Consider the following 23788-nt stretch of genomic DNA (forward strand, 5'->3'; position numbering starts at 1 on the left):
TTGTTCCATGTTAAAAGCAGAGAAACAGGGCCGAACGGGGATCCATCCAGAATGCGAGATTTTCAACGATAAGGAGGAACCGTAGCCAAATCCAGAACCGTTTTATTCCGAAAAGTGTGTGAGCTTTTCTTTTGAAATGCAGCCACTTCTCAGCTAAGCTTCAAATAATACAAGAGTACTGGAGGCTATGAAATGAATAAATATACCAAGCTATTTGAACCCGTAACCATAGGCGCATGGAACCTCAGAACAAGAACAGCAATGGCCCCGATGACACGATCGTTTGCCGATGATACAACTGGTGCGGTCAATGACCAGATCGCAGAGTATTACCGAAAACGGGCACAAGACGGGATCGGGCTAATCATCACAGAAGGTGTTGTCATTTCTTCAAGAGCGAAAGGAAACCCCGGAGTGCCCGGAATTTATACACAAGAGCAAATCGACAGTTGGAAAAAAGTGACCAGGGCGGTGCATGCAGAGGGCGGAACCATTATCGCACAGATTTGGCATGTTGGCCGCGCGAGTCATCATGAAATTGCCGGAGGACTTCCCCCGCAGGCACCTTCAGCGATTGCGGCAGAAGGAAAAGTATCACGCTTTGGAAAACCGTTTGATACGCCTGAGGAAATGACAGAGCAAGACATTAAGGAAGTGGTGGGCCAATACGCACAAGCAGCAAAAAATGCAATAGAAGCCGGCTTTGATGGCGTGGAAATCCATGGAGCCCACGGCTATCTGATCGACCAGTTCAATTCAGACGTTTCCAATCGGCGGACGGACCGTTATGGCGGTGACTTGAAAAAGCGTCTGACTTTTATGAAGGAAGTCTTGAGTGCCGTGATTGAAGCGGTTGGAGTGGAACGTACCCTTATCAGGTTCTCCGCCTTTAAAATCGATGATCTGGCTTATATGTGGGAAGACCCCGAGGCAGCGATCCAAACGTTTATCGAAGCGTTTAAAGAGACCGGCGTCCGAATGATCCACCCTTCCACCATGGAGTTTACAAAACCGATCGCACGAGGGTTAACATTGCATGAATTGGTACGACACTATTGGGACGGTGTGATCATAGGTGTTGGAAATCTGGATGCACAGACATCTGAAGAGGCACTTGAAAAGGGAACGATTGATGTGGCGGCGATCGGCCGGCCGCTTATCGCCAACCCGGATTATCTAACACGATTGAAGCAAAACGAAAAGCTTGCAGACTATGAACCTAAGAAACATTTGGTACAGCTCGTATAAAACACAGTTTTTTCAATGTTTTCAGAAAAAGAACCTTGTGCTCAAGAAGGATTATGGTATAGTCAAACAAAAGCTTAACAGGCTTAACCAATAATGAAGGGATACGTGATCATGGCCAAACAACAAATCGGAGTAATCGGACTAGCAGTCATGGGAAAGAACCTCGCACTTAATATTGAAAGCCGGGGCTATTCTGTCGCGGTGTTTAACCGTTCCTATGAAAAAACAGAAGAATTTTTGAAAAATGAGGCAGAAGGCAAAAACTTTTTTGGTGCGGCTTCTATTGAGGAATTCGTAAATGCACTGGAAAAGCCTCGTAAAATTTTGCTCATGGTCAAGGCAGGTGCGGCAACGGATGCGACGATTGATTCGTTAAAGCCTTACCTCGATAAGAATGATATTTTAATTGACGGAGGAAACACGTTCTTCCAGGATACGATTCGCCGTAATCATGAGCTCGAAGATTCAGGTATACATTTTATCGGGACAGGTGTTTCCGGAGGGGAGGAGGGCGCACTGAAGGGGCCTTCCATTATGCCTGGCGGTCAAAAAGAAGCGTACGAATTGGTGGAGCCGATTCTAAAAGCCATTTCTGCGAAAGTAAATGACGATCCTTGTTGTACTTACATTGGACCGAATGGTGCGGGCCACTATGTAAAAATGGTGCACAACGGCATTGAGTACGGAGATATGCAATTAATCTCGGAAGCTTATTTTATCTTGAAAAATGTCTTGGGATTAAGCGCAGAAGAGCTTCATGAAGTGTTTGCGGAGTGGAATAAGGGAGAGCTCGACAGCTACCTTATTGAAATTACAGCTGACATCTTCACGAAAAAGGATGAAGAAACGGGCAAGCCTCTAGTAGATGTCATTCTTGATACAGCAGGCCAGAAGGGTACAGGTAAATGGACAAGCCAAAGTGCCCTGGATCTCGGGGTTCCGCTTCCAATCATTACAGAGTCTGTATTTTCCCGCTTTATCTCCGCCATGAAGGAAGAGCGGGTAAAAGCAAGCAAAGTGCTGTCCGGGCCAGAGCGCCAGGCGTTTGACGGAAACAAGGAGGAGCTTATTGAAGCGGTCCGCAAAGCACTGTACATGAGCAAAATTTGTTCGTATGCACAGGGATTCGCCCAAATGAGAGCAGCTTCTGATGAGTATGACTGGAACCTTCAATATGGAAATATCGCAATGATTTTCCGCGGCGGCTGCATCATCCGTGCCCAGTTCCTGCAAAAGATTAAAGAAGCGTATGACCGGGATGCGGGCCTTACCAATCTATTGCTTGATTCCTACTTTAAAGATATCGCAGAAAACTACCAGGGCGCATTGCGTGAAGTGCTCAGTCTGGCCATACAATCCGGTATTCCGGTACCGGCCTTCTCAAGTGCACTGGCGTATTATGACAGCTATCGCACAGAAACGCTGCCTGCCAATCTTTTGCAGGCTCAGCGTGATTATTTCGGTGCCCACACGTATCAGCGTTTGGACAAGGAAGGAATCTTCCATACCGAATGGCTTCAAAAGTAATAGGTGAAGGGACTGGCTTCGGTCAGTCTCTTTTGTCTTATCTTTCTTGTGGCCTATTGTAGTGTTTAAGGGAATATGCTATGGTAAACAGGACTTATTAAAGGCGTTTAATAAGTTTTTAAACACTTATTAAAGACGTTAAAAAAGTAGTGGGACAGGAAGGAGAAGCGATGAAATCCCTATTTACAACTCCGGAATCAAAGAAAAAAGCCATCCTGCTTGGGATCCGCAAGGCACTCCTGGACATGGGAAGTGCCACCAAAGCGGAACTCAGCGAGAAGCTGGGCATCAGCTTTCCGACCGCGAGCAAATTTCTTTCGCAAATGGAAAAAGCCGGCGAAGTAGTAGCCATGGGGTTGGATCATTCCAGTGGCGGAAGAAGAGCCCACCGTTACCGGTATAATCCGGAGCACATGCTCGGCCTGGCCGTGTTCCTGGAAAAAACAGAAACGGCCTATACCATTTTTAATTGTCTTGGGGAAGTAAAGGAACAGGGAACAATGGCCAGTGTACTATCCGAAAATTCACTGGAATCATTTACTCATTTGTTGGAAGGCCTCATTGAAAAGCACCCCAAAATCAATTCGATGTCGATTGGCGTTCCTGGTGCGGTTAACCAGGGGAATGTCATTTATATCCCAGGATATCGACAGTTTCAAAATAAGGATATCAAAGGATATTATGAGGAACGTTTTTCCATACCCGTTGTGGTGGAGAATGACATGAACGCAGCCGTGCTTGGATATACCATCACCAACAAAATGATCGATAATCCGTCACTTGTGTATCTCTGCTTCGGACAAAACGGACCCGGATCAGGAATCCTGATCAACGGCGATGTGGTGAGAGGCAGCACATTTTTTACGGGGGAGGTTTCATTTGTCCCACAATATGATCATCACAACTTTCTACAGGCTCTCCAGAACGAGGGACAGCCGATTGACGCGATTAGCCGGCTGATTGCTTCTTTTACTGCTATTCTTAATCCGCACAGAATTCTGTTCAGCCAGGAAGAAATGACTTCAGCCATGCTTCGTGATATTCAAAAAAGAAGTTCTGTCTATGTTCCTGGGGAGCACCTGCCAGAGCTGGCCCTCAGTGATTGGAAGCGGGATTATCTGAATGGGCTCCAAAGCCTTGGGCTAGAACTCATGATTTCTATACATTTATAGGAACCAAACCTACATAAAAGGAGGCACCACATGGCAACATTTTTCCTGGTCATCATTTATCTGGCGTTTATCAGTTTAGGTCTGCCTGATTCTGTGTTGGGCGCTGCCTGGCCCGTCATGCAGGCCGATTACGGCGTGTCCCTTGATACTGCCGGTTTACTGTCCATGTCAATAGCGGGCGGTACGATCGTTTCAGCTCTGGCGAGCGGAAAAGTTATTGGCCGTTTCGGAACAGGCAAGGTCACCTTGGTCAGTGTGTTCATGACTGCTGTTGCCCTGCTCGGTTTTCATTTCGCGCCTTCGCTTGTTTGGCTATTTCTCTGTGCAATTCCGCTCGGTCTTGGGGCAGGATCGGTGGATGCCGGACTGAACAACTATGTCGCGACTCACTATAAAGCGCACCACATGAGCTGGCTTCATTGTTTTTGGGGGATAGGAGCGACCCTTGGTCCAATCATCATGTCGCAGTTTATCTCCACACAGAATTCATGGAGAAACGGTTATCTGACGATCGCCCTCATCCAGTTTGCGCTTGTTGTTGTTCTCTTTTTAACCCTTCCCTTATGGAAAAAGGTCGGCGGTTCAGGGAAGGAAGAAAGAAAGGAAGTACCAGGTTCCGCTCCACAGGAACCGGGTGAACAGCAGAAAAAGGCAAAACCGCTGCGCATCAAGGGAGTAAAACTGGCAATGGCATCCTTTTTGTTGTATTGCGGTGCGGAAGCAGCAGTAGGCCTGTGGGGAAGCAGCTTTCTTGTAGCAGTAAAGGACCTGCCTGCAGGCGTGGCCGCACAATGGGTATCCCTCTATTATGCGGGGATCACAGCAGGACGGCTGATTACCGGTTTTATCACGTTTAAGCTAAACAATATGGCGTTAATTCGCTCAGGTTTATTGATTTCCTTACTAGGCGCCGTGCTTGCCATTTTACCGCTGCCGTCTATTTTTCTTCTGAGCGGTTTTATTCTGATGGGCATGGGATTCGCTCCCGTTTTTCCATGCATGATCCATGAAACACCTGTCCGGTTTGGAAAGGAACATTCCCAGGCCATCATCGGCTATCAGATGGCATTGGCCTATACGGGAAGTACATTCATTCCTCCTTTACTAGGCTTGATGGCTGCCCACATCACCATAGGAATCTTTCCATTTTTCATAGTCATACTGGTGGCTGCACTGTTTGCGTGTTCAGAGAGATTGAATATTCTTATGAAAAAAGGGATACTTTTTAAGGGAACAAAAAGAAACACAACCGCGATGTAGCACGTGCTGCTCGCATCAGAATGCAATTTTTACTATGATAAAAGAAGGACGAAAGAATCTCCCTCAGGAAAGGAGCCGAAGCCAAGTGAATATTAAGGTAAACCCATCCACCATCAAAGAACGGTGCGGGGCGGTCTCCTTTAAAAAGGGAGACTCTTTTTATCGCAATCGAAAAGTGGAGATTACCCGTTTTGAACCGGATGTATGCGAGGCGAAGGTAAGAGGCACGGAAGACTTTCATGTGACGGTCGAACTGGAAGGCGAGGAAAGCTTCCGTACTTCCTGCTCCTGTCCCAAGCTTGCTTCCTTTCAAAAAGAATGCCAACACGTCGCTGCCGTTCTGCTGAGTGTGGCTGAACGTCAAAAGACGGATAACAATGATAGGCTGACAGAGGATTTTCTGAATTTATTCGAAAACAAGAGAAGAATCTCTAGCGGCCAACAGCTATATTTTGAAAAAAGAAAAGTATTGAATGCGGTCTTTACCTGCAGGCCGGTAAGGATGGAGCAGGATCAGTATTTGATGGAAGTGGGGGTTAAGGTGGGACCCTACCCGGTAAAAAATATTCGTGAGGTCCTCAAGGAATGGCAGAAAGGAGTTTCAAGCCCGATTTCTCTCTCGTTCACCTTCGATCCCCATCAGCATTGTTTCGAAAAAGGGACGAATGAAGTTATCGAGCAGCTGATCCATGTCATGCAGGATGAACGGGTGTACATGGAAAGTATGGGAACAATCAGGAAGGCACTTCACCCGGACACGCTCGTTATTCCGCCGTCTTCCTGGGTGAAACTGCAACCACTGCTGGAAAAAGCGCACTTTGTAAAGCTGCAGCATGCGGATACAACGTATGAGGGGATAAGCACAGTGAGTGAGCCGCTTTCTTTATCGTTCGTTTTCTCCGAGGCAGAAGGCGGCCGGTATCAGCTGAAGATTCAGGGGTTAAAACAAATGGTGGTGTTGAGTGCCTACGGGCTCGTTTTGTCGCACGGTAAACTGTTTTCGTTAAATGAAGAGGACTGCCTGCGCCTGTCAGAACTTAAGCGCATGATGAAAGCTTCGGCGACAGAAATCATTCCCATTCCAAAACCGCAGATGGCCATGTTTTTGGAAAAAGTAGTTCCGGGGCTGAAGAGGCTCGGGGAAGTGAAGCTGTCAGACGCTCTGGCCAAACAGTTCGCCAAAACTCCTTTGACCGCGAAGCTTTACTTGGACCGGGTAAAAAACCGTCTCCTGGCGGGAGTGGAATTTCACTATGACCATGTGATCATCAACCCGCTGGAAGAAAACAGTCAAAGAGAACATTCAACCATCATTCGCGATCTTGAAAAGGAAAATCGAATCCTTAAGATTATGGAAGAGAGCCAGTTTGCCAAAACGGACGGCGGCTATTATTTGCACAATGAAGAATTGGAGTATGAATTTCTCTATCACGAGATGCCCCGGCTTCAAAAGTTTGTCCAAATTTATGCGACCACGTCGGTACGAAACCGAATCATCCGCAAAAGTCCGCCTCCGCAGATCAGGGTGAAGCATAAAAAGGAGCGGACCAACTGGCTGGAATTCAAGTTCGATTTGGACGGCATCCCTCAAAAAGAAATCAGTGATATTCTTTGGGCACTCGAAGAAAAACGAAAATATCACCGGCTGAAGAACGGAGCCCTTCTTTCATTAGAAACTAGGGAATATGAAGAAATCCAGCGGTTTTTGCATGCTGTTCCGGAACAGAAGAAGGACTTTGAGAAAGGGTTCGAGGTCCCGATAATTAAAGGGCTGCAGCTGATGGATGCCGCTGATGACTCGGCCTTTGCCCTGGAAAAATCGTTTACCGATTTTCTTCACCATCTGAAAAATCGGGACCGGGATCCATTCGATCTGCCTGAAGGATGGGAAAACGTTCTAAGGGATTACCAAAAGCAGGGATATCAATGGATGAAAACGCTGGCAAGCTTTGGATTTGGCGGTATCCTTGCGGATGATATGGGGCTGGGGAAGACGATCCAAAGCCTGGCGTTCATCGTTTCAGAATTGACAACGATTCGGAAAACAAAGAAACCGGCACTCATCGTCTGCCCGTCCTCTGTAACCTACAACTGGCTCAGTGAATGCCGAACGTTTGCATCGGATATTCAAGCGGTTGTCGTGGACGGCAGTCAACAGGAAAGAAGCCGTATCCTAAAAAACACCGACGGCAAGGACGTAATCATTACCTCATACCCGCTGCTGCGCAAAGATACCGGCTGGTATGAAAAGCAGAGCTTTCATATCGCGTTTTTTGATGAGGCACAGTACTTTAAGAATCCGATCACCCAAACGGCACGGGCTGTTAAAAAGATTGATGCGAACCACCGGTTTGCCTTAACAGGGACGCCAGTAGAAAATTCAATTGAGGACGTATGGTCGATTTTCCATGTGATTTTTCCGGAGCTTCTGGGCGGATTGAAGGATTTCAGCCACCTCACGAGGAAGAAGATGTCCCGTAGGATCTCACCGTTTTTGCTCAGGCGGGTCAAAGAGGATGTTCTTGCCGAACTGCCTGAAAAAGTGGAATCAAATGCGGCTTCGGAATTGCTGCCGGAACAAAAGAAGCTGTATGCCGCTTACCTGGCCAAGCTTCGCCATGAAACACTGAAGCATCTGGATAAAGATACCTTCCGGAAAAACAAGATCAAAATTCTTGCGGGTCTTACGAGGCTGCGCCAAATATGCTGCCATCCAGCCCTTTTTGTGGATGGATACAAGGAGTCGTCCGCAAAATTCAATCAGCTTTTGCAGATCGTGGAAGAAGCGAGGGTTTCAGGGAGACGGGTGCTGATCTTCTCCCAATTTACAAAAATGCTCGATTTAATCGGCAGGGAGCTGGATGCCAGAGGGCTTTCCTTTTTCTATTTGGACGGGCAGACTCCATCCATGACACGGGTGGAATTGTGCAACCGGTTTAATTCGGGTGAAAGGGACATGTTTCTCATTTCCCTAAAAGCTGGAGGGACCGGTCTTAACCTGACAGGTGCAGATACGGTCATTCTTTACGACCTTTGGTGGAACCCGGCGGTGGAAGAACAAGCGGCAGACCGTGCCCACCGGATGGGACAGACTCAAGCCGTACAGGTCATCAAGCTTGTTGCCAGAGGCACAATTGAAGAAAAAATTAATGAATTGCAGGATAAAAAGAAGAACCTAATCGAGGAGCTGATTGGTGAGAAACCATCAGCTTCCCTGACCGAAGAGGATATACGGGACATACTAATGATTTGACCGAAAAAGGCCGGAAGGTGGATTTAATGTCACTTTCCGGGCTTTTTTACGCATAAAAAAAGCACCCTCTAATGAGCGTGATGGTATATTGAAAGAACATACGTTCGTTTTATGTAACATTTAAACTACAAGGCCCAACCCTTGGCTTTCATATTAATAGTATAAATCATTTAAAATTATAAGTCTATTTCTTTTTGAAAAATTGTTCTATAGTATCTATACCCGGCCGGGAAAATGACACAGCATCAGAAAGAGGGAGAGTTATGGGGAACTTTATTTGGGATACTAACCTAAAAGTCAGGTTAATGGGGGAAGGGTTGTTCAACCTGTTATTTTGGATGTACTTTCCTTTCATCACTGTATATTTTGGGGAAGCATTGGGATATCATACGGCAGGTCTGTTAATGGCTGTTCCTCCTGTTTTCAGTATGCTGGGAAGCCTGCTCGGTGGAGCAATGGCGGACCGGATGGGACGGCGTCCGGTCATGCTGATCGGGACTGTACTTCAAACGGCAATGTTCGCTTGCTTTGCGCTGTCATCGTCGTATTGGATCGATTATTTCTCATTTATCGGTATCGGAATTGGAGGCGCGATCTACCGTCCAGCCAGTTCTGCCATGGTCGCCGACCTTGTACCGGCCCAGCATCTGCGCCGGGTCTTTGCCACATTTTCTACTTCGAATAATGTGGGAGCCGTCCTTGGCCCAGTGCTTGGAGCGATCTTCTTCTTTCATTACCGCCAGGAACTTTTGTGGACCTGTACCGTCGTATTACTTTTGTATTTTATCGCGATCAACCGTCTGGTTCATGAAACACGTCCTTTCTCTTTAAACAAAGAGCGTATATCAGGTTCGGTTTTACACGTTTTAAAGGAACAATGGCGGGGATACGGCATCATTTTCCGGGATAAAGTATTTATGGTTTATATTGCTGCCGGCATTTTTGCCCTCATTCCGATTATGCAGCTGGATATGTATTTGCCGGTGTATGTCATGGAGCACGTACCCTCGCAGGCTTTATTTTCGTGGAAAGGGGATTCATTTATGCTGAGCGGCAAGGAGATCTTCGGATGGATGGTAGGATTTAATGGCCTGTTGTTTGTCGTGTTCATCCTGCCTGTGACGAAATGGTTCCAGCATTGGAAAGAGCGAAATGTATTTATCCTTTCCTCTCTGCTGGCAGGTGCCGGAACATTCTTTGTCGGGGTGAACAGCAACATTTGGTATCTGTTTTTAATCACGATCATTTTTACCTTTGGGGAAATGGTCCGTTCACCGGTGACACAAAGCTTTATCAGCCGTTATGCTCCGGGCCATGCAAGGGGGCAATACATGGCAGCTGACAGCATGCAGAACACCATTGGAAAATTTTTGGCACCTATAACCGTTTTTCTCTCCAGCTGGCTTCACCCTATGGGAATATTCAGCCTCATACTAGGATTTTCATTGATTAGTATCATGCTATATATTCGGCTGTTTCGAATGAATGTAGAGCAGCAAGGAATCAGTGCATAAAATGAATGGTTTTCTGTGAACCACATGATCTTAGGAATTATAATGGAAATGAATTGAAAATCCGAGGAGGAGATGAAATGCCGGAAATAAACGTAAATGGAGTACAGCTGTATTACGAAGAGTACGGCAGCGGGGAACCGTTTATCCTGCTGCATGGGCTTGGTGGCGACCATCATATGTTCCAGAGCGAAATCAATGAGTTAAAGAAATCGTATCGGGTTATTGCCCTGGATTCCAGGGGGCACGGCAAGTCGGAGAAAGTTCCTCATTATACGCTGGATGATCATGTGCAGGACGTAATTGCGTTCATGGATGATCTGAACATTGAGAAAACCCATTTGTTAGGTGCTTCTATGGGAAGTTATGTGGCACAGGGAGTGGCAGTTTCCATTCCGGATCGGATTAAGAAAATGATTCTGGTTGTTCCGAAAGCTTATGGAAAGACATCCTCCACCGCAAGGCTCCAGGCTGAACATGCGGATGAACTAAAAGGCCTCACGCAGGAAGAACAGATGTATGCCCTCTCCAAATATATTTTTCATAAACTGGAGGTGGTCGGGGAGTGGTCACAGCGTGTAGCCGAGGATGCGCCAGTCCTTACACCGGAACAGCAGGAAGCCGCCAGAAAAGCACTGGAGAATTTCGATTTTCGCCCCCAGTTACATAAAGTTACGGCCGAAACGCTAGTAATTAATGGGAGGTATGATGGACTGAATCCGCCAAAGGAGGGCAGAGAAGTTGTAAAATTCATACCGAACGCCACCTTTGTTGAATTTGAACATTCGGGGCATGCGCCAAGTGTCGAGGAACCGGAAAGATTTAAACAAGTGGTCATGGCATTTTTATAGTTTACCAACAAAAAAAAGCTGCATTAAGCAGCGTTTTCTGTTGGATATGTATTCAATTACTTATCGGCTTTACAGTCATCAGTACTATAAAAAACACAGCCGCAAAGAGTGCCCCTTGGATAATGTAATGATTTTTCGGCTTAATACCTTTCTTCCTGTCCCCAAGATAGGAAATGAACGGAAAAAGAATACCTCCAACGATCGCTGTAAAAAGCGTTAGCAATATGACCATGGACTCTCCTCCTTTCACGAAGAACGCTATAGCATTGTATCACAGATTGAACAAGAGGAATGTCGGTTCGATCAAAAAATAAAAAAACGAGACCATTACGGCCTCGTTTTTATTGTTCGTTTATTGGGTGGGGCATTGAATGAAGGAGCGGACCTCATCGAGGCTCAGTCCCATCTGTTTTGCTTCATGAATGAGTTTTACCCACTCCTGATCCAAAAACAACTCAGGTTTTTTTATTATTTTATAGGCTAACAATCTGGAATGCTGTGCAGTAGGTTTTTTCATTGACAAAAGGCGATGTGATGGTTGGGTGGCCACGATTAACTTCTTATGTACAGCTTTTGTTTTTGCAATCATATTCTGTTGTTTCATCACTGATTTTACTTCCTTTCGTTTTAAAGGATTAGATGTTTTATTAGGCCTTGCTGATGATACGTGACTCCCGAAATCTCTCTTTAAAACTGGTTTCTCAGGCACTTTCGTCAATCTTTGCAAATTCTTAATAGGACTTTCTGCCTTTTCTAATAATAGATTAGCACATTTGGAATGTTTTTGAAACTATTAACTTTATATGTAAAAAATAAAATTGATCGTTTATACCTATAAAAGTCGGGTAAGTTAGGTATATAGAGTTATTTCGGTGTGATTTACGGATAAATTAATAGTAAATTAGACCTATTTTAACTGCTGTTCTCTGTTTTTAAATAATATGAAAATTAGGAATAAATTTACGTAATTAGCCAATAAATGAACAATTTTATTCAACTTTACGTCTCCGTTAAACATAGAATATTCTAAAAAATTAATCAGAAAGACCTACAGGCCGACAAATATAGCTTTTTATGTAAAAAGAAGGGAACGGAAGAATTCGAAGCGAATGTATATGAGTTGTGGTAATAAAGGAGGGAGCAGAATGAGAGATATATGGGGCAATGTGGATGAGTATTTCATATCCAGTCTCCACCAACAGGACAGGGTTCTTGAACATGTCCTGCAAGCCAATCATGAAGCGGGTCTGCCGGCGATCGATGTTTCACCTACCCAGGGAAAGTTCCTATATTTGCTGGCCAAATTAAAAGGAGCAAAACGTATCCTTGAGATTGGCACACTTGGTGGTTACAGCAGCATTTGGATGGGAAGAGCCCTTCCTGAGGACGGGAAGCTGGTTACGCTGGAATACAGCCAGAAACATGCAGAAGTGGCCAGGGGAAACATCAAAAAAGCGGGATTGGAAACCAAAATTGAAATCATGGTGGGTCCTGCTCTTGAATCGCTGCCCATGTTAAAAGATAAAGGATATAGCTCTTTTGATTTTATTTTTATTGATGCGGATAAATCAAACAATCCCCATTACCTAAAATGGGCTCTTGCTTATTCCGAGCCTGGTACCGTTATTATTGGAGATAATGTTGTTCGAAACGGAAGAGTGGCAGATCAGAAAAGTGAGGATGTAAGTGTACAAGGATCCCGGGCCCTCATTGACCTATTGGCCAAAGAGAACAGGATGGAAGCCACAGCCCTGCAGACGGTTGGAAGCAAGGGCTATGACGGTTTTGTGATGGGAATTGTGAAATAAAAGATTACCATCCTTCTCGTATACAAAGAGAAGTAATATGGGAAATATGATGCCTGCCGTGCCAGGAATAAAGACCAATATTTTGGGCGAGTGTTACCACACCTGAATCCGGATGAGTAAATGTTTTGGACAGATCACATGGTGATAGTGATTTAAGAAGCTCACCCCACCGGGCATGCAGGTTTTCAAGTAAATGCAGCGAGATTTCTATGGGAAGTTTGGAGTCAGGAAGTTCCGCCCATAAAGCCTCCCCGTAGGGCTTAATCACAGGATTCTCTTCTGTAAGTGCGAGCTTGAAACGGATATAGCTGTTCAGGTGGCTGTCTGCAAGATGGTGAACGACTTGCCTTGCCGTCCAGCCGCCGGGACGGTAGGGAGTATCCAATTGATGGTCGTTCAGGTTTTTAACCGCTTTTCTCAATTCTCGGGGTGCGGATTCGATGTCAGAAATCCACTGGTTGATCTCTTTTGAAGTGATTTCCTGGTTCATGTCAAACCATCCTATCGGATAGCGCAAATCCATCATTTGAACGTCTCCTTTCACTGACCAAATATACATTTTCCAAGGGCCAGCCGTGGTGAACGGCTGGTTTTTTGATGTTTACTTGCGGTCCAATCGATATCATTAGTTTATCATTAAGTTTTTTAATTTTGTTGTCTATCTTGAATGGGACAGAGAATTAAGGTTATCGAGGGAAGTGGAAGAAACAAAAGCAAATATTGATTTCTAAATCGACTAACGAAAAAACCAGCGTACATCAACGCTGGTTTTGTTTATTCAGCCAGGAGAGAAGGGTTTTAACAATCTCATCCTGCTGTTTTTGATTTGAAATCCTGGCTTTTTTGTCACCGGCCTGAGTACCGTACATTCCGAACTGGGCATGGTTTCCGCCTTTTATTACATGGTAGGTGGTATCGATGGGATTGAATTTTTTGCTTCCCTTAATTTTGGCCGGGGTACTGAGGCCATCCCGTTCTCCAGTAATGGAAAGGAGAGGGAATTTGGCTTTTGATAAATCCGAGCTTTCAGTCGTGTATGAACCTAAGAAAATCAGGCCCTGGATCTTCTCCTGATGCTTCAGGCTGTAGGTGGCGGATGCAGGACCACCGAGAGAGTGGCCGCCTATGTACCACTTATTGATGGAAGGATACAGTCTCATCGCCTCTTCAGCTTTATTTTTCCCCAATAGCGCGAGATTCAGTGGCATTTCAGGGATGATGACGAGATAACCTTCGTCAGAGAGTTTTTTCGCCCAATAGGAATAAGCTTCAGGCTCTACCTTAGCTCCGGGATAAAAGATAAAGCCGTCTTTGATGTCTTTGGATTTCGGCTTGTAAATATAGAGATCGTCTTTATGCTGTACTTCCTGCTTTATGTTGACCAGATGGTTTAGCTGCGAAGTCGGTTTAAAGGTCTGTTGTGACCAAATTAAAAAGCCGCCCGCATAAACCATAAGCACAACCAACACAATAATGAATGCAAATTTTACCTTCTTATTCAAGATGAATCCTCCAGATGTTCTTTCGCTAAGTTATGTTCTACTACTCCTTTTTAGTATGGACAAACTTTAACCTTCTGACAACCAAAGAGGCATCCTCTTGGATTCTACACTAACTTTTTTCCTTTTCATTGTTCTCACTTTGTAATATAATTTCAGAAAAATAAGACAACTTGGTGATAAAATGAGAAAATATCTATTTTTAGCAGCTATTATTCTTTATTTGCTGTCGGTCTTCTATCCGACTACCGCTGTAAAGGTTGCTTTATCCATGGTTTGTATCCTGATTGTCGGAGTAACGTTCACCAAGGTCAGCAGAACGGTTCAAGTCATCAGCAGTATTTTTATTAGTAGTGGGATTGTCATGCTGGCGAGAAGCGGAGCAGACGAATTAGATTTTATTCAATCGGTAGGTCCCATGATGAACTTGCTTGCTCTTTTTGCGCTGGTACCTGTCCTCGCAATTCCGATCCAGCTTGGCAATTATGCACACTCCATCCAGAGCATTATCTTGAGGAAAATTCATAATTCCAAACAACTCTATTTTTTAACGTCAGGCGTTTCGTATTTCTTCAGCAGTTTTATGAATTTGGCAAGTCTTCCGATGACCTATTATTCTGTTCGTCCATCTGCCTCTACCTATCACATTCATCATGAGGAACGGTTTATGAGCAGAGCAATCACCCATGGATTTGCCATGCCGTTATTATGGACGCCTGTCACTCCCATTGTTGGGATCGTTATCAATATGACTGGTGTGTCATGGGGAGAGATGCTTAAATACCTGATTCCATTAAGTTTCGCAGGCCTTCTCATAGATTGGTTGCTGGCTGCTTTAATTTTTAAAAATAGACGGCGGACAGCAGTTCTGGGTGCGGATGAAATTGCAGCAGGAGCGGTAAGAGGTGAGAGCAAGGGCAGCAGTGGAAAGTTGCTGCAAATCCTGCTGGCGATTCTTGTGTTTAACAGCCTGGTCATGTTTACAGAGAAAAAGCTTCCGTTTGATTTTTTGTTTATTGTCACCCTTTATGTGGTTCCCTTTGCTTTTTTATGGAGCTTTATTCTTCATAAACAAAAAGGGTTTATCCAAGAAGTGAAACACCATTTTTCCTCCAGTATTGTAAAATTAAGCGGACAATTTATCATTTTCTTATGTGCCGGGTTCTTTATTTCAGCCATGAAGTTTTCAAATGTGGATCATGTACTTAATGAGGGGCTACTAATTGTAAAAGACGGGGTGGGGAGCCATGTCTTTTTACTTTTAATTCCTCTTGTACCGCTTGCTTTGGCATTTACAGGTTTGCATCCGGCAGTTGGACTAGCGCTTATGGCTGAAGCGCTCGACCCAGCGTCTCTTCAAATCGCAACACCGCTTCTGACAGTGGCGATGCTGGGCGGTGCAGTAGGCGCTTTCCTGATGGGGCCTTTTAATGCCACCATTGGTATGATGGCTTCAATTACAAACGAAAGCCCTTACCGGATATCCAATTGGAACGCAGGGTTTACCGTTAGTTATATGCTGCTTTTGATGAGTTTTTTGTTGGTGCTGCAATTGGTGTAACGTAAAAAAGGACTTCCAATTAGGAAGTCCTTTTTAAGGTGTATTAAGATACAGGTTCAGCCAATACCAATTTAGAATACTTTGAGTCGGGTCCTGAACCGGAAGCTGCTACCAGTTCATTCAGTTCCTCTCTCGCTGCTTCCACAGTATCGAAGGTTTCAAAGAATTTTACCCGAATTTGGTTAACATATTCCTTGCCCTCGTAGTTCTCATACAGCTCAATCCTTAGTTGATCATTGGTGACTTTAGCAATGGTGTACGAGGCTTTCACCTTATCAAAAAAGTAAAAATCATAGGTTTCCACAGGTTCCAGGCCATCACCTTTAACGGTAGTCTGATAGGTTTCTTTGTTTGTAAGAACGATATACTTCTCCACAACATCACCTCAACTAATAAATTGTATTTTGTATACCATAATCACATCATAACTCACGCGCAATGCAGAAATCAAATATTTTTAGAAAATAAAAAATATTTAGTAAAATGGTTAGAATTTTAAGGTTTCTGTCTTTTATTGCTTTGATTTGGCATTTACATTTAAAAACTCGTTCGCTATAATCAAAAATAAGTTTCAGAAAATTGGAATATTTTAAATTTCTTAAGAGAGGTGAAGTGTATGCCATTCGTACGATTGCTTCAGGATGGCCAGATCATTGAGCAAGAGGTAAAGGAGAATAGTAATCTAGTTGTTTTGGCGGGTACGAACCAGTTCCCGAAACTGCGTTATGGCTGTGGGATGGGTAAGTGCACCAAATGTGTATCGAAAATCGTAAAGGGTGAAGAAGCATTGAATCCGCCCAATTGGAAAGAAGAAAAAATGCTCGGTCATTACCTTGAAGAAGGGTATCGGCTGGCATGCCAGCTAACAGTAACAGAGGATTTGGAACTCATTCAGGAAAAAAATTTTAAGGTAAAAGGTATACAATATTCCAAAACGGCCGAGCGATAATTTTTCTTTAGATGGGAGGCAGCTGTCTTGAATGCTTATGTTTTAGCAGAAATGACGTATCCGGAAGTAGAGGAAGCATTAACAACGACCGAACTGGCGATTATTCCTGTCGGTGCGCACGAGCAGCACGGTCCGCATTTAACAGAAAATTGTGATGGCATGCTGGCGGAAAGGATGGCAATACGCCTGGCGGAAAGGCTTTATCCGCAGGCATTGGTTGCACCAACCATTTCAATGGGTGTGTCTTCGCACCACATGAATTTTGCAGGAACAATAGCACTACAGCCTTCCACCTTAATTTCCATTATCCATGACATGGTTATATCTCTAAAGCAGCACGGCATCAGCCATTTCTTACTGCTGAATGCCCATGGCGGCAATCAGTCCACTCTCAGTGTAGCCAGCACAGAACTGTCCCAAAAGCTCGGAGTGAACATTTATTATGCTAAAACCACCGCTTCTGCAAAAGAAGCCATCAAAAGAAATATACACTCTCCGCTCTTTGGACACAGCTGTGAACGTGAAGTGTCAGAAGCCCTCTATCTGGCACCATCTATAGTCCGAACGGGCAAACTTGAAAAAGGATCTGTACAAGAAGGAAGATGGAGGAACCTTCGGCCAAGCAGCCCGGTGCAGGGGTTTTATACCTATGATGAAATGACCGTCAATGGATGTATTGGGGATGCAACGCAAGCGAATGAGGACATCGGCAAAGAGATTGTTGAAGAAGCATTGGACAATTTAGAACGAACGCTAAAAGAACTGATCAGCACGGCAGTAAAAGCTTAATAGATATACCTACTTATAACCAAAAGGGGTGCTAGGTATGACATTGACACTTGCGCATGGAATGTATGCCCTGGTCACGGTGTCCGTTATTGTTATTATGCTTTTCAGAAAGGGCATTGTTTTACCTACGCTGCTCGGCACGCTGGTTGTTGCCGGTACCTTTACCGGGTCCTTTGTCGGCGGGCTGAAAGCGGTCTTTAATGCCAATCTTGTTGCTGCAAAAGAGTTATTCAGTATCTTTCTAATCATTACGTTTATGGTTGCGCTTCTTAAATCGCTGAAAGATCTTGGAGCAGATCAAAAAATGATCGCACCGGTACAGAAAGTTATGGTGAATGGCCACGTAGCCTTCCTGTGCCTTGCGGTAATTACGTATGTTGTCTCCTTATTTTTCTGGCCGACACCGGCCGTTCCATTAATTTGTGCTTTGCTCGTTCCTGCTGCAGTAAGGGCCGGCCTTCCTCCGATGGCAGCGGCTATGGCCATTGCAATGGCTGGACAAGGGATGGCACTTTCATCCGATTACATTATGCAGGTAGCTCCAATGCTGAGTGCAAAAGCAGCTGGGATCAGTACAGCTTCTGTGGCACCAAAAGCACTGTTCCTTTCTTTTATGACTGGTGTCACTGCATTGGCAATCACGTATGTCAGGGAAAGGAAAACCATTCAGCAGCCTGACCAAACAACTAATTTATCCTTGCTGGACAGTGTGTCAGAATACCAGATGAATATGGAGGCAGAAACAGCTTCTGAGGTTTCAGCTGCTGCAGACTCCTATGTATCTGAAACAGAAAGGAACCGCTGGGGCAGCATCTTTGCTGTGGTTGTTCCACTATCCATGCTTGCTGTTATGATCTATATGTTTTCTATGAAATTTTCGGGAAGCAAGATGACTGGCCTTGAAGGTGGGGATGGTGCTGCTTTTATTGGTGGAGTTGCTATTGTCCTCCTTGTTCTCGCAAGTATAGCCTTTGGCAGGATGCATGCCTTTGATAAAATCAGTGATCATATTACAGATGGTTTTGTCTTTGCGTTTCGGGCGATGGGACCAGTTATTCCGATAGCAGGATTCTTCTTTTTAGGAAGCGGTGATTTTGCTGCCAGTATCCTTTCCTTGCCGGCCGATGGGGCAAAGCCTGCATTCTTGTTTGATATCGTTCAATCTGCACAAAATTATATTCCACAAAATGGACTCATAACAGGGTTCGGTATTTTAATTGTGGGTATCATTACCGGACTGGATGGAGCTGGCTTTGCCGGTTTGCCTTTAACCGGAGCATTATCTGGTGCCCTCCATCATGGGACAGGGGTGGAGCCATCAACACTGGCTGCAATAGGTCAAATGGGAGCGGTTTGGACTGGAGGGGGAACGCTTATTGCATGGTCGTCCCTGGTAGCAGTGGCCGGTTTTTGCGGTGTGTCTGTGATCGAACTGGCAAGAAAGAATTTTTTCCCGGTGATTATCGGATTATGTGTGGCTACGTTAACAGCTTTACTTATGTGGTGAAAAAATAGTAAGAAAATTCAATAAACAGGTTGACACCCATTCCGGATCAGAGTTAGTATTAAGACAGTTGGTATACCAAATACAAAATGCCAAGTAGTGATGTACATTTAAAAGGAGGAGTTCATAATGGCTGAATTATTATCGAAGGACGAGTTTCGCAAGCAGTTGGAAGAGGCGATTAAAGGGAATCACAGTCAGAAAGCAGCTTTTACTGAAGCATGGGCAACTGGAAAGCTAGCTCGTGAGCATTTTGCCAGATGGGCAGAAAATCATTATCACTATGTAGGACCATTCGCTGATTATCTCGCTTATATTTACGCTCATACCCCTGAGAAATATACAGAAGCAAAAGACTTCACCCTTCAAAATATGTACGAAGAAGAACTTGCTGCAGACCGACATACCGATCTTCTCATCCGGTTTGCAGAAACTTGTGGAACCACCCGTGAACGGGTAGAAGATCCGAACAATATGGCGCCTACTACCTTAGGATTGCAAAGCTGGTGCTATTCTATTGCGATGAGAGAGAATTTTGTTGTTGCGACGGCAGCTCTGGTTGTTGGTTTGGAATCCCAGGTTCCGGACATTTACCGAAAGCAGACTCCTATTCTTCGAGAAAAATATGGATTTGACGATGAGCAGATCGAGTTTTTTGATCTACATATCGTGTCAGATGAAATTCATGGAGAGCGCGGGTACAAAATCGTTCTTGAATGTGCAGACACGGTAGAACTGCAGCAGAAATGCCTGGAAGTGGTTCGAACCGGAGCCAAGATGCGGAGAATGTATATGGACGGGCTGTATAACACTTATGTAGCCAAGGACCTTGAAACCGTACAATCCTAATCCGTTTTTTAAAGCGAACAAGCAAATATCAGGCAGTTTCTCATTGAGAGGAACTGCCCTCATTTTTCATTAGATGAAGCAGGGAGGTACGTCATGCCAACAACCACAGCAGTAAAGTCCTTTGGAAACTATATCAATGGCGAATGGGTAGAAGAAGAAAACGTGTTTTCCAGTATAAATCCTGCAGATCGCAGCGATATTGTCGGTCATTTTCAGTCATCCAGTGAGGAAACCGCAAAAAAGGCACTTGAGGCAGCAAGGAGTGCCTTTCGTTCCTGGTCCAAGACATCGCCTTCCAAGCGCGCTGCCATATTAACAAAAGCAGCAGATCTTCTCAACAGCCGATCCAAGCAAATCGCGGAAGAATTAACCCGTGAAGTAGGGAAACCGATAGGCGCAAGCTTAAATGAAGTTAAGCGTTCCGCCGAAACGCTTCGTTACTATGCGGTGGAAGGCATAAGCTACACGGGAGAAACCTTTCCGAACGATGATCCGAACTTACGAGTGTATACCATAAAGGAGCCTTTAGGTGTCATTTCTGTTATTACACCATGGAACTTTCCGCTATCCATTCCCGCGCGTAAAATCGCCCCCGCCCTGATAACAGGAAACACGGTTGTTTTCAAGCCATCCTCTGATTCTCCGCTCGTCGGTTTCAGGCTGGCAGAAGCTTTACATGAAGCTGGCCTTCCTAAAGGAGTGCTCAATTTTGTTACAGGTTCATCAAATGAAATTGGGGATATTCTTGTCACACATCCAGCGGTAAGAGGAGTCACATTTACAGGTTCAACAGGGGCAGGTGAACAAATTCACAGATCTGTTGCCCTGACAACGAGGACCCAAATGGAGCTCGGAGGAAAGAATCCTCTCATCGTTATGGAGGATGCCGATTTAGATGAAGCGGTCAAACTGACTATCAATGGCGGTTTTGGTTTAAGCGGACAGGCTTGTACAGGAACCAGCCGGGTGATTGTCATAAAAAGCGTCAAGGAAGAGTTTACAAACCGTCTTATACAGAAGACCAAAGAGCTTACAGTTGCAAATGGCTTTACCAAGGGTGTCTTCATGGGGCCGTTGGCCAATGAAAAACAGCTAAAGAATGTTCTTGATTATATAAAAATCGGCAGGAGTGAAGGCGCCGAATTATTATGCGGGGGAGAGCAGCTGACGGGTACTGGTTATGATGACGGGTACTTTGTAAGCCCGGCCGTTTTTACCAATGTGAAGCCTGGAATGAGGATTGAGCAAGAAGAGATTTTCGGCCCCGTGATCTGCCTGATTGAAGCAGAAAATTACGAAGAAGCGGTTTCGATTGCAAATAACGTGGAATACGGTCTTTCTGCTGCTATTGTCACCAACCAGGTCCATTATATCGAGCGGTTTCTAAAGGAAGCGGAAGCCGGAACCGTCAAATCCAACCGTACGACCACGGGGAATCTTATGAATGCCCCCTTTGGCGGTATCAAAAAATCCAGCACATCCACCTTTCGTGAATCAGGAAGAGTGGGCCTAGAATTTTTTACACAAACGAAAACCGTTTATTACGGACATTAAAAAGGGGAGGGGGCAGCATAATGAAAACGGCACTCAAACTTGAAATGAAAGAAGCTAGAATCTTGATGGAAGCCGCTGTAAAAAAAGCGGAGGAAATTAACGTGCTGGAAACCATCGTTGTAGTCGATGACGGCGGGTATCCGATTCTTCTCGAGAGAATGGATGGCGCAAGAATTACCGGTCCGGAAATTGCCATAGCAAAAGGTTTCACCGCTGCAGGCCATAAACGTTCTACGCATCTATTTAACAAAGAGCCGAATGGGCCAGCTTTGCCTGGTAATGAGGCGTTTGGGATTCAGCACATGCTGGATGGAAAGTTTGCAATATTTGTTGGCGGATTTCCCATCGTTGTTGACGGAGAGGTCATTGGGGGCATTGGGATCAGCGGAGGCAACGGCGAACAGGATACAGCGGTCGGAGTGGCTGCGCTGCAAGCATTACGGGAGCATCTTTCAAAAGAGGGGCATGAAGTTGCAGCAGATGCCGATATAAAACGATAACAGATAAGGGCTGCCACGAATATGACGGCGGCCCTTTGGCCATTAGCTGCCAGTTCTAAAGGGGGATTGAGTATGAGAGCTTATTTAGATCTATGTATTGGCTTTGCGAGGACCGGTGTCACAGGGTATGGCGGCGGTCCCTCCATCATTCCACTTATTGAATATGAAGCCGTTAAAAAGTATAAGTGGATGAACGCAGATGAATTCGGGGACACACTGGCATTGGCCAACACCCTGCCAGGACCAATCGCGACGAAAATGGCTGCTTATATCGGTTTTAAAGTGAAAGGTTCCATTGGAGCGCTTGTAGCAATTGTTGCACATATCCTTCCGTCAAGTATTGCGATGATGGTTCTACTGGGCTTCCTGTATTCGTTTAGGAATTCCCCGGTTGTCAAGGGGATGGTAGCGGGGGTGAGCCCTGTTATTGGTGTGATGCTTGCTGTTTTAGCATTTCAATTTTTGGCGAAAAGCAGAAAAACGATGGGGACCAAGTGGATGGGAGTCTTTGCTGTTCTGGCTTTCCTTCTTCTTCAAATTATTTCCTTGCATCCTGGTATTGTCATTGGCTTGTTTTTGTCAGGTGCATTTATTCTATCAACCTATAAAATCAAGAAAGCAGACGGATGGAAACGCCCGGTCATGCAGAAAAGGGAACGGCAGCTATGATCTATTTACATATTTTTTGGGCATTTTTTGTCGCTAACTTGCTTGGTTATGGTGGAGGACCTTCAACGATTCCTTTGATCCAAAATGAGGTGGTACAACATTATGGATGGATGACAAATAAAGAATTTGGAGATCTGTTAGCCATGGCTAATGTTCTGCCAGGTCCGATTGCAACAAAAATGGGCGGCTATGTCGGCTACGAGGTTGGCGGTGTACTGGGTGCTGTGCTAGCCCTTCTTGCGACCATTGGACCTTCAGCTATTGCTGTCATTTTATTATTTACGTTTGCCAACCGTTTTAAGGACGCCTTGCAGATCCAATGGATGACAAGGTCAGTTCAACCCGTCATTGCGGTGCTTCTTGCTGTTTTGGCATACCAATTTTTATTATCCGCATTTGAGGAAATGGGTTGGATTCACCTGATTCTACTTGGAGCAGGCAGCTATTTTGCCATGGAGAGAATGAAAATTCACCCGGCAATCGTCATTGTCGCCTCCCTTTTTTATGGAGGGTTCTTTCTCTCCCACATATGAAAACAATGGAAACATTGTTTCTGAACAGAAAACAAGATATAATTGGTATACAATTTTCAGACAGTAGGTGGGTTATACATGCAGAGCAGGTGGGCTGAAGAAGACTTACTTTCGATTCGTGAACGTGCATACCGCTATTTAAAAGATATGATTCTAAATGGGGAGTATCAGGCAGGCGACCGGCTGGTTGAACGGGAACTGGCTGATAAGCTCCACATTAGCAGAACCCCCATACGTGAGGCGCTCTTCCGGCTGGAGTCACAAGGGTTTGTAAAAACAGTACCCCGTAAAGGAGTCGTTGTTGAACGAATCAGTGAGGACGAAGTAGTGGAAGTTTTTACGATATTATCTTCTTTGGAAGTACTCGCTTCAAAGCTGGCAGCTCAAAAAATGGATGAAAAAACACAGCTGGAATTCGACAAGGTCATCGAGAAACTTCAGAATTTGGAAGGTTTGTCTGAAGAAGAAGTATCCGACCTTCACCTGGACACGAATCAGATTTTGCATAAAGCAGCAAAAAGTCCAAAACTGTACGAGATGCTCACGGGATTAACGGACTACATCCGAATTTTTTCAAACACGAGTTATGAGACTCCCGGAAGAAAAGAAGAATCCATGAAAGAGCATCTGGAAATTATGAAAGCTGTGCGAAACAAAGATGTTGAAATGGGCGAGTATCTAACCAAAATCCATATCGAAAACTCAAAGAGAGCTTACATTAATTATGTGGAGCAAAATAAAAAAGGGTAGA

At 44.9% G+C, this 23788-nt stretch carries 23 protein-coding genes; 18 read left to right on the top strand and 5 right to left on the bottom strand.

All coding sequences use genetic code 11. The annotated features are described in order from the left end of the window. Positions 1-192: 192 nt before the first annotated feature. From BLT53_RS01390 to BLT53_RS01420, 7 genes are all read left to right on the top strand, one after another. Positions 193-1248, top strand: a complete 1056-nt coding sequence (locus BLT53_RS01390; protein ID WP_090232209.1) for an alkene reductase — start codon at positions 193-195, stop codon at positions 1246-1248. Between the two features lie 111 nt (positions 1249-1359). Continuing rightward, entirely contained in the window at positions 1360-2775 is a 1416-nt protein-coding gene (gndA, locus tag BLT53_RS01395; RefSeq protein ID WP_090232210.1) for an NADP-dependent phosphogluconate dehydrogenase, read from the top strand. A 170-nt stretch (positions 2776-2945) separates the two neighbouring features. Next, on the top strand, positions 2946-3947 hold the full coding sequence (locus tag BLT53_RS01400) for an ROK family transcriptional regulator (protein ID WP_090232212.1): 1002 nt from the start codon (positions 2946-2948) through the stop codon (positions 3945-3947). Between the two features lie 30 nt (positions 3948-3977). Then, positions 3978-5207 carry an MFS transporter gene (locus BLT53_RS01405; protein ID WP_090232214.1) on the top strand — a complete coding sequence of 410 codons (1230 nt, stop codon included), beginning with the start codon at positions 3978-3980 and terminating at the stop codon, positions 5205-5207. 85 nt (positions 5208-5292) lie between these two features. After that, the gene (locus tag BLT53_RS01410) at positions 5293-8460 is read left to right on the top strand and encodes a DEAD/DEAH box helicase (protein WP_090232215.1); all 3168 of its coding nucleotides are present in this window, start codon (positions 5293-5295) and stop codon (positions 8458-8460) included. A 263-nt stretch (positions 8461-8723) separates the two neighbouring features. Continuing rightward, complete coding sequence (locus BLT53_RS01415) at positions 8724-9974, top strand: MDR family MFS transporter (RefSeq protein WP_090232217.1); 1251 nt, start codon at positions 8724-8726, stop codon at positions 9972-9974. A 77-nt stretch (positions 9975-10051) separates the two neighbouring features. Further along, positions 10052-10822 (top strand): alpha/beta fold hydrolase, encoded by a 771-nt coding sequence (locus tag BLT53_RS01420; RefSeq protein ID WP_090232218.1) that lies wholly within the window; start codon positions 10052-10054, stop codon positions 10820-10822. Positions 10823-10874: 52 nt separating this feature from the next. On the opposite strand, the gene BLT53_RS01425 is transcribed toward BLT53_RS01420, so the two are convergent. Both BLT53_RS01425 and BLT53_RS25310 read right to left on the bottom strand, forming a co-directional pair. Beyond that, positions 10875-11054 carry a hypothetical protein gene (locus BLT53_RS01425; protein ID WP_090232220.1) on the bottom strand — a complete coding sequence of 60 codons (180 nt, stop codon included), beginning with the start codon at positions 11052-11054 and terminating at the stop codon, positions 10875-10877. Between the two features lie 120 nt (positions 11055-11174). Then, positions 11175-11426 carry an anti-repressor SinI family protein gene (locus BLT53_RS25310; RefSeq protein WP_280138816.1) on the bottom strand — a complete coding sequence of 84 codons (252 nt, stop codon included), beginning with the start codon at positions 11424-11426 and terminating at the stop codon, positions 11175-11177. A 541-nt stretch (positions 11427-11967) separates the two neighbouring features. Between BLT53_RS25310 and BLT53_RS01435 the strand changes: the two genes are divergently transcribed. Further along, the gene (locus BLT53_RS01435; protein ID WP_090232223.1) at positions 11968-12630 is read left to right on the top strand and encodes an O-methyltransferase; all 663 of its coding nucleotides are present in this window, start codon (positions 11968-11970) and stop codon (positions 12628-12630) included. A 4-nt stretch (positions 12631-12634) separates the two neighbouring features. On the opposite strand, the gene BLT53_RS01440 is transcribed toward BLT53_RS01435, so the two are convergent. Then, positions 12635-13156 carry a YfiT family bacillithiol transferase gene (locus tag BLT53_RS01440; protein WP_090232224.1) on the bottom strand — a complete coding sequence of 174 codons (522 nt, stop codon included), beginning with the start codon at positions 13154-13156 and terminating at the stop codon, positions 12635-12637. Between the two features lie 232 nt (positions 13157-13388). Next, positions 13389-14132, bottom strand: coding sequence for an alpha/beta fold hydrolase (locus BLT53_RS01445; protein WP_090232226.1), 744 nt, complete (start codon positions 14130-14132; stop codon positions 13389-13391). Positions 14133-14313: 181 nt separating this feature from the next. Here BLT53_RS01445 and BLT53_RS01450 point away from each other — a divergent pair, with 181 nt between their 5' ends. After that, positions 14314-15690: a hypothetical protein gene (locus tag BLT53_RS01450; protein WP_090232227.1), complete on the top strand. Its 1377-nt coding sequence runs from the start codon at positions 14314-14316 to the stop codon at positions 15688-15690. 43 nt (positions 15691-15733) lie between these two features. On the opposite strand, the gene BLT53_RS01455 is transcribed toward BLT53_RS01450, so the two are convergent. Beyond that, positions 15734-16066: a hypothetical protein gene (locus BLT53_RS01455; protein ID WP_090232228.1), complete on the bottom strand. Its 333-nt coding sequence runs from the start codon at positions 16064-16066 to the stop codon at positions 15734-15736. Positions 16067-16306: 240 nt separating this feature from the next. Between BLT53_RS01455 and BLT53_RS01460 the strand changes: the two genes are divergently transcribed. The 9 genes from BLT53_RS01460 (at position 16307) to BLT53_RS01500 (ending at position 23787) form a co-directional block, all read left to right on the top strand. Further along, positions 16307-16639 (top strand): 2Fe-2S iron-sulfur cluster-binding protein, encoded by a 333-nt coding sequence (locus BLT53_RS01460; RefSeq protein ID WP_090232230.1) that lies wholly within the window; start codon positions 16307-16309, stop codon positions 16637-16639. A gap of 27 nt (positions 16640-16666) precedes the next feature. Further along, positions 16667-17428 carry a creatininase family protein gene (locus BLT53_RS01465; protein ID WP_090232232.1) on the top strand — a complete coding sequence of 254 codons (762 nt, stop codon included), beginning with the start codon at positions 16667-16669 and terminating at the stop codon, positions 17426-17428. 37 nt (positions 17429-17465) lie between these two features. After that, positions 17466-18935: a hypothetical protein gene (locus BLT53_RS01470; RefSeq protein WP_090232233.1), complete on the top strand. Its 1470-nt coding sequence runs from the start codon at positions 17466-17468 to the stop codon at positions 18933-18935. A 126-nt stretch (positions 18936-19061) separates the two neighbouring features. After that, a complete protein-coding gene (locus tag BLT53_RS01475; protein WP_090232235.1) occupies positions 19062-19781 on the top strand; it encodes an iron-containing redox enzyme family protein in 720 nt (239 codons plus the stop codon). Between the two features lie 93 nt (positions 19782-19874). Further along, positions 19875-21335 (top strand): aldehyde dehydrogenase family protein, encoded by a 1461-nt coding sequence (locus BLT53_RS01480; RefSeq protein ID WP_090232237.1) that lies wholly within the window; start codon positions 19875-19877, stop codon positions 21333-21335. A 20-nt stretch (positions 21336-21355) separates the two neighbouring features. Further along, entirely contained in the window at positions 21356-21835 is a 480-nt protein-coding gene (locus BLT53_RS01485; RefSeq protein WP_090232238.1) for a GlcG/HbpS family heme-binding protein, read from the top strand. A 72-nt stretch (positions 21836-21907) separates the two neighbouring features. Further along, positions 21908-22504 (top strand): chromate transporter, encoded by a 597-nt coding sequence (locus tag BLT53_RS01490; RefSeq protein WP_090232239.1) that lies wholly within the window; start codon positions 21908-21910, stop codon positions 22502-22504. Continuing rightward, positions 22501-23037 carry a chromate transporter gene (locus BLT53_RS01495; RefSeq protein WP_090232241.1) on the top strand — a complete coding sequence of 179 codons (537 nt, stop codon included), beginning with the start codon at positions 22501-22503 and terminating at the stop codon, positions 23035-23037. The genes BLT53_RS01490 and BLT53_RS01495 overlap by 4 nt, the downstream gene beginning before the upstream one ends. 78 nt (positions 23038-23115) lie before the next feature. Further along, on the top strand, positions 23116-23787 hold the full coding sequence (locus tag BLT53_RS01500) for a GntR family transcriptional regulator (RefSeq protein WP_090232242.1): 672 nt from the start codon (positions 23116-23118) through the stop codon (positions 23785-23787). Position 23788 lies beyond the last annotated feature (1 nt).

The organism is Fictibacillus solisalsi (genome assembly GCF_900103485.1).
GTDB classification, from domain to species: Bacteria; Bacillota; Bacilli; order Bacillales; family Fictibacillaceae; genus Fictibacillus_C; species Fictibacillus_C solisalsi.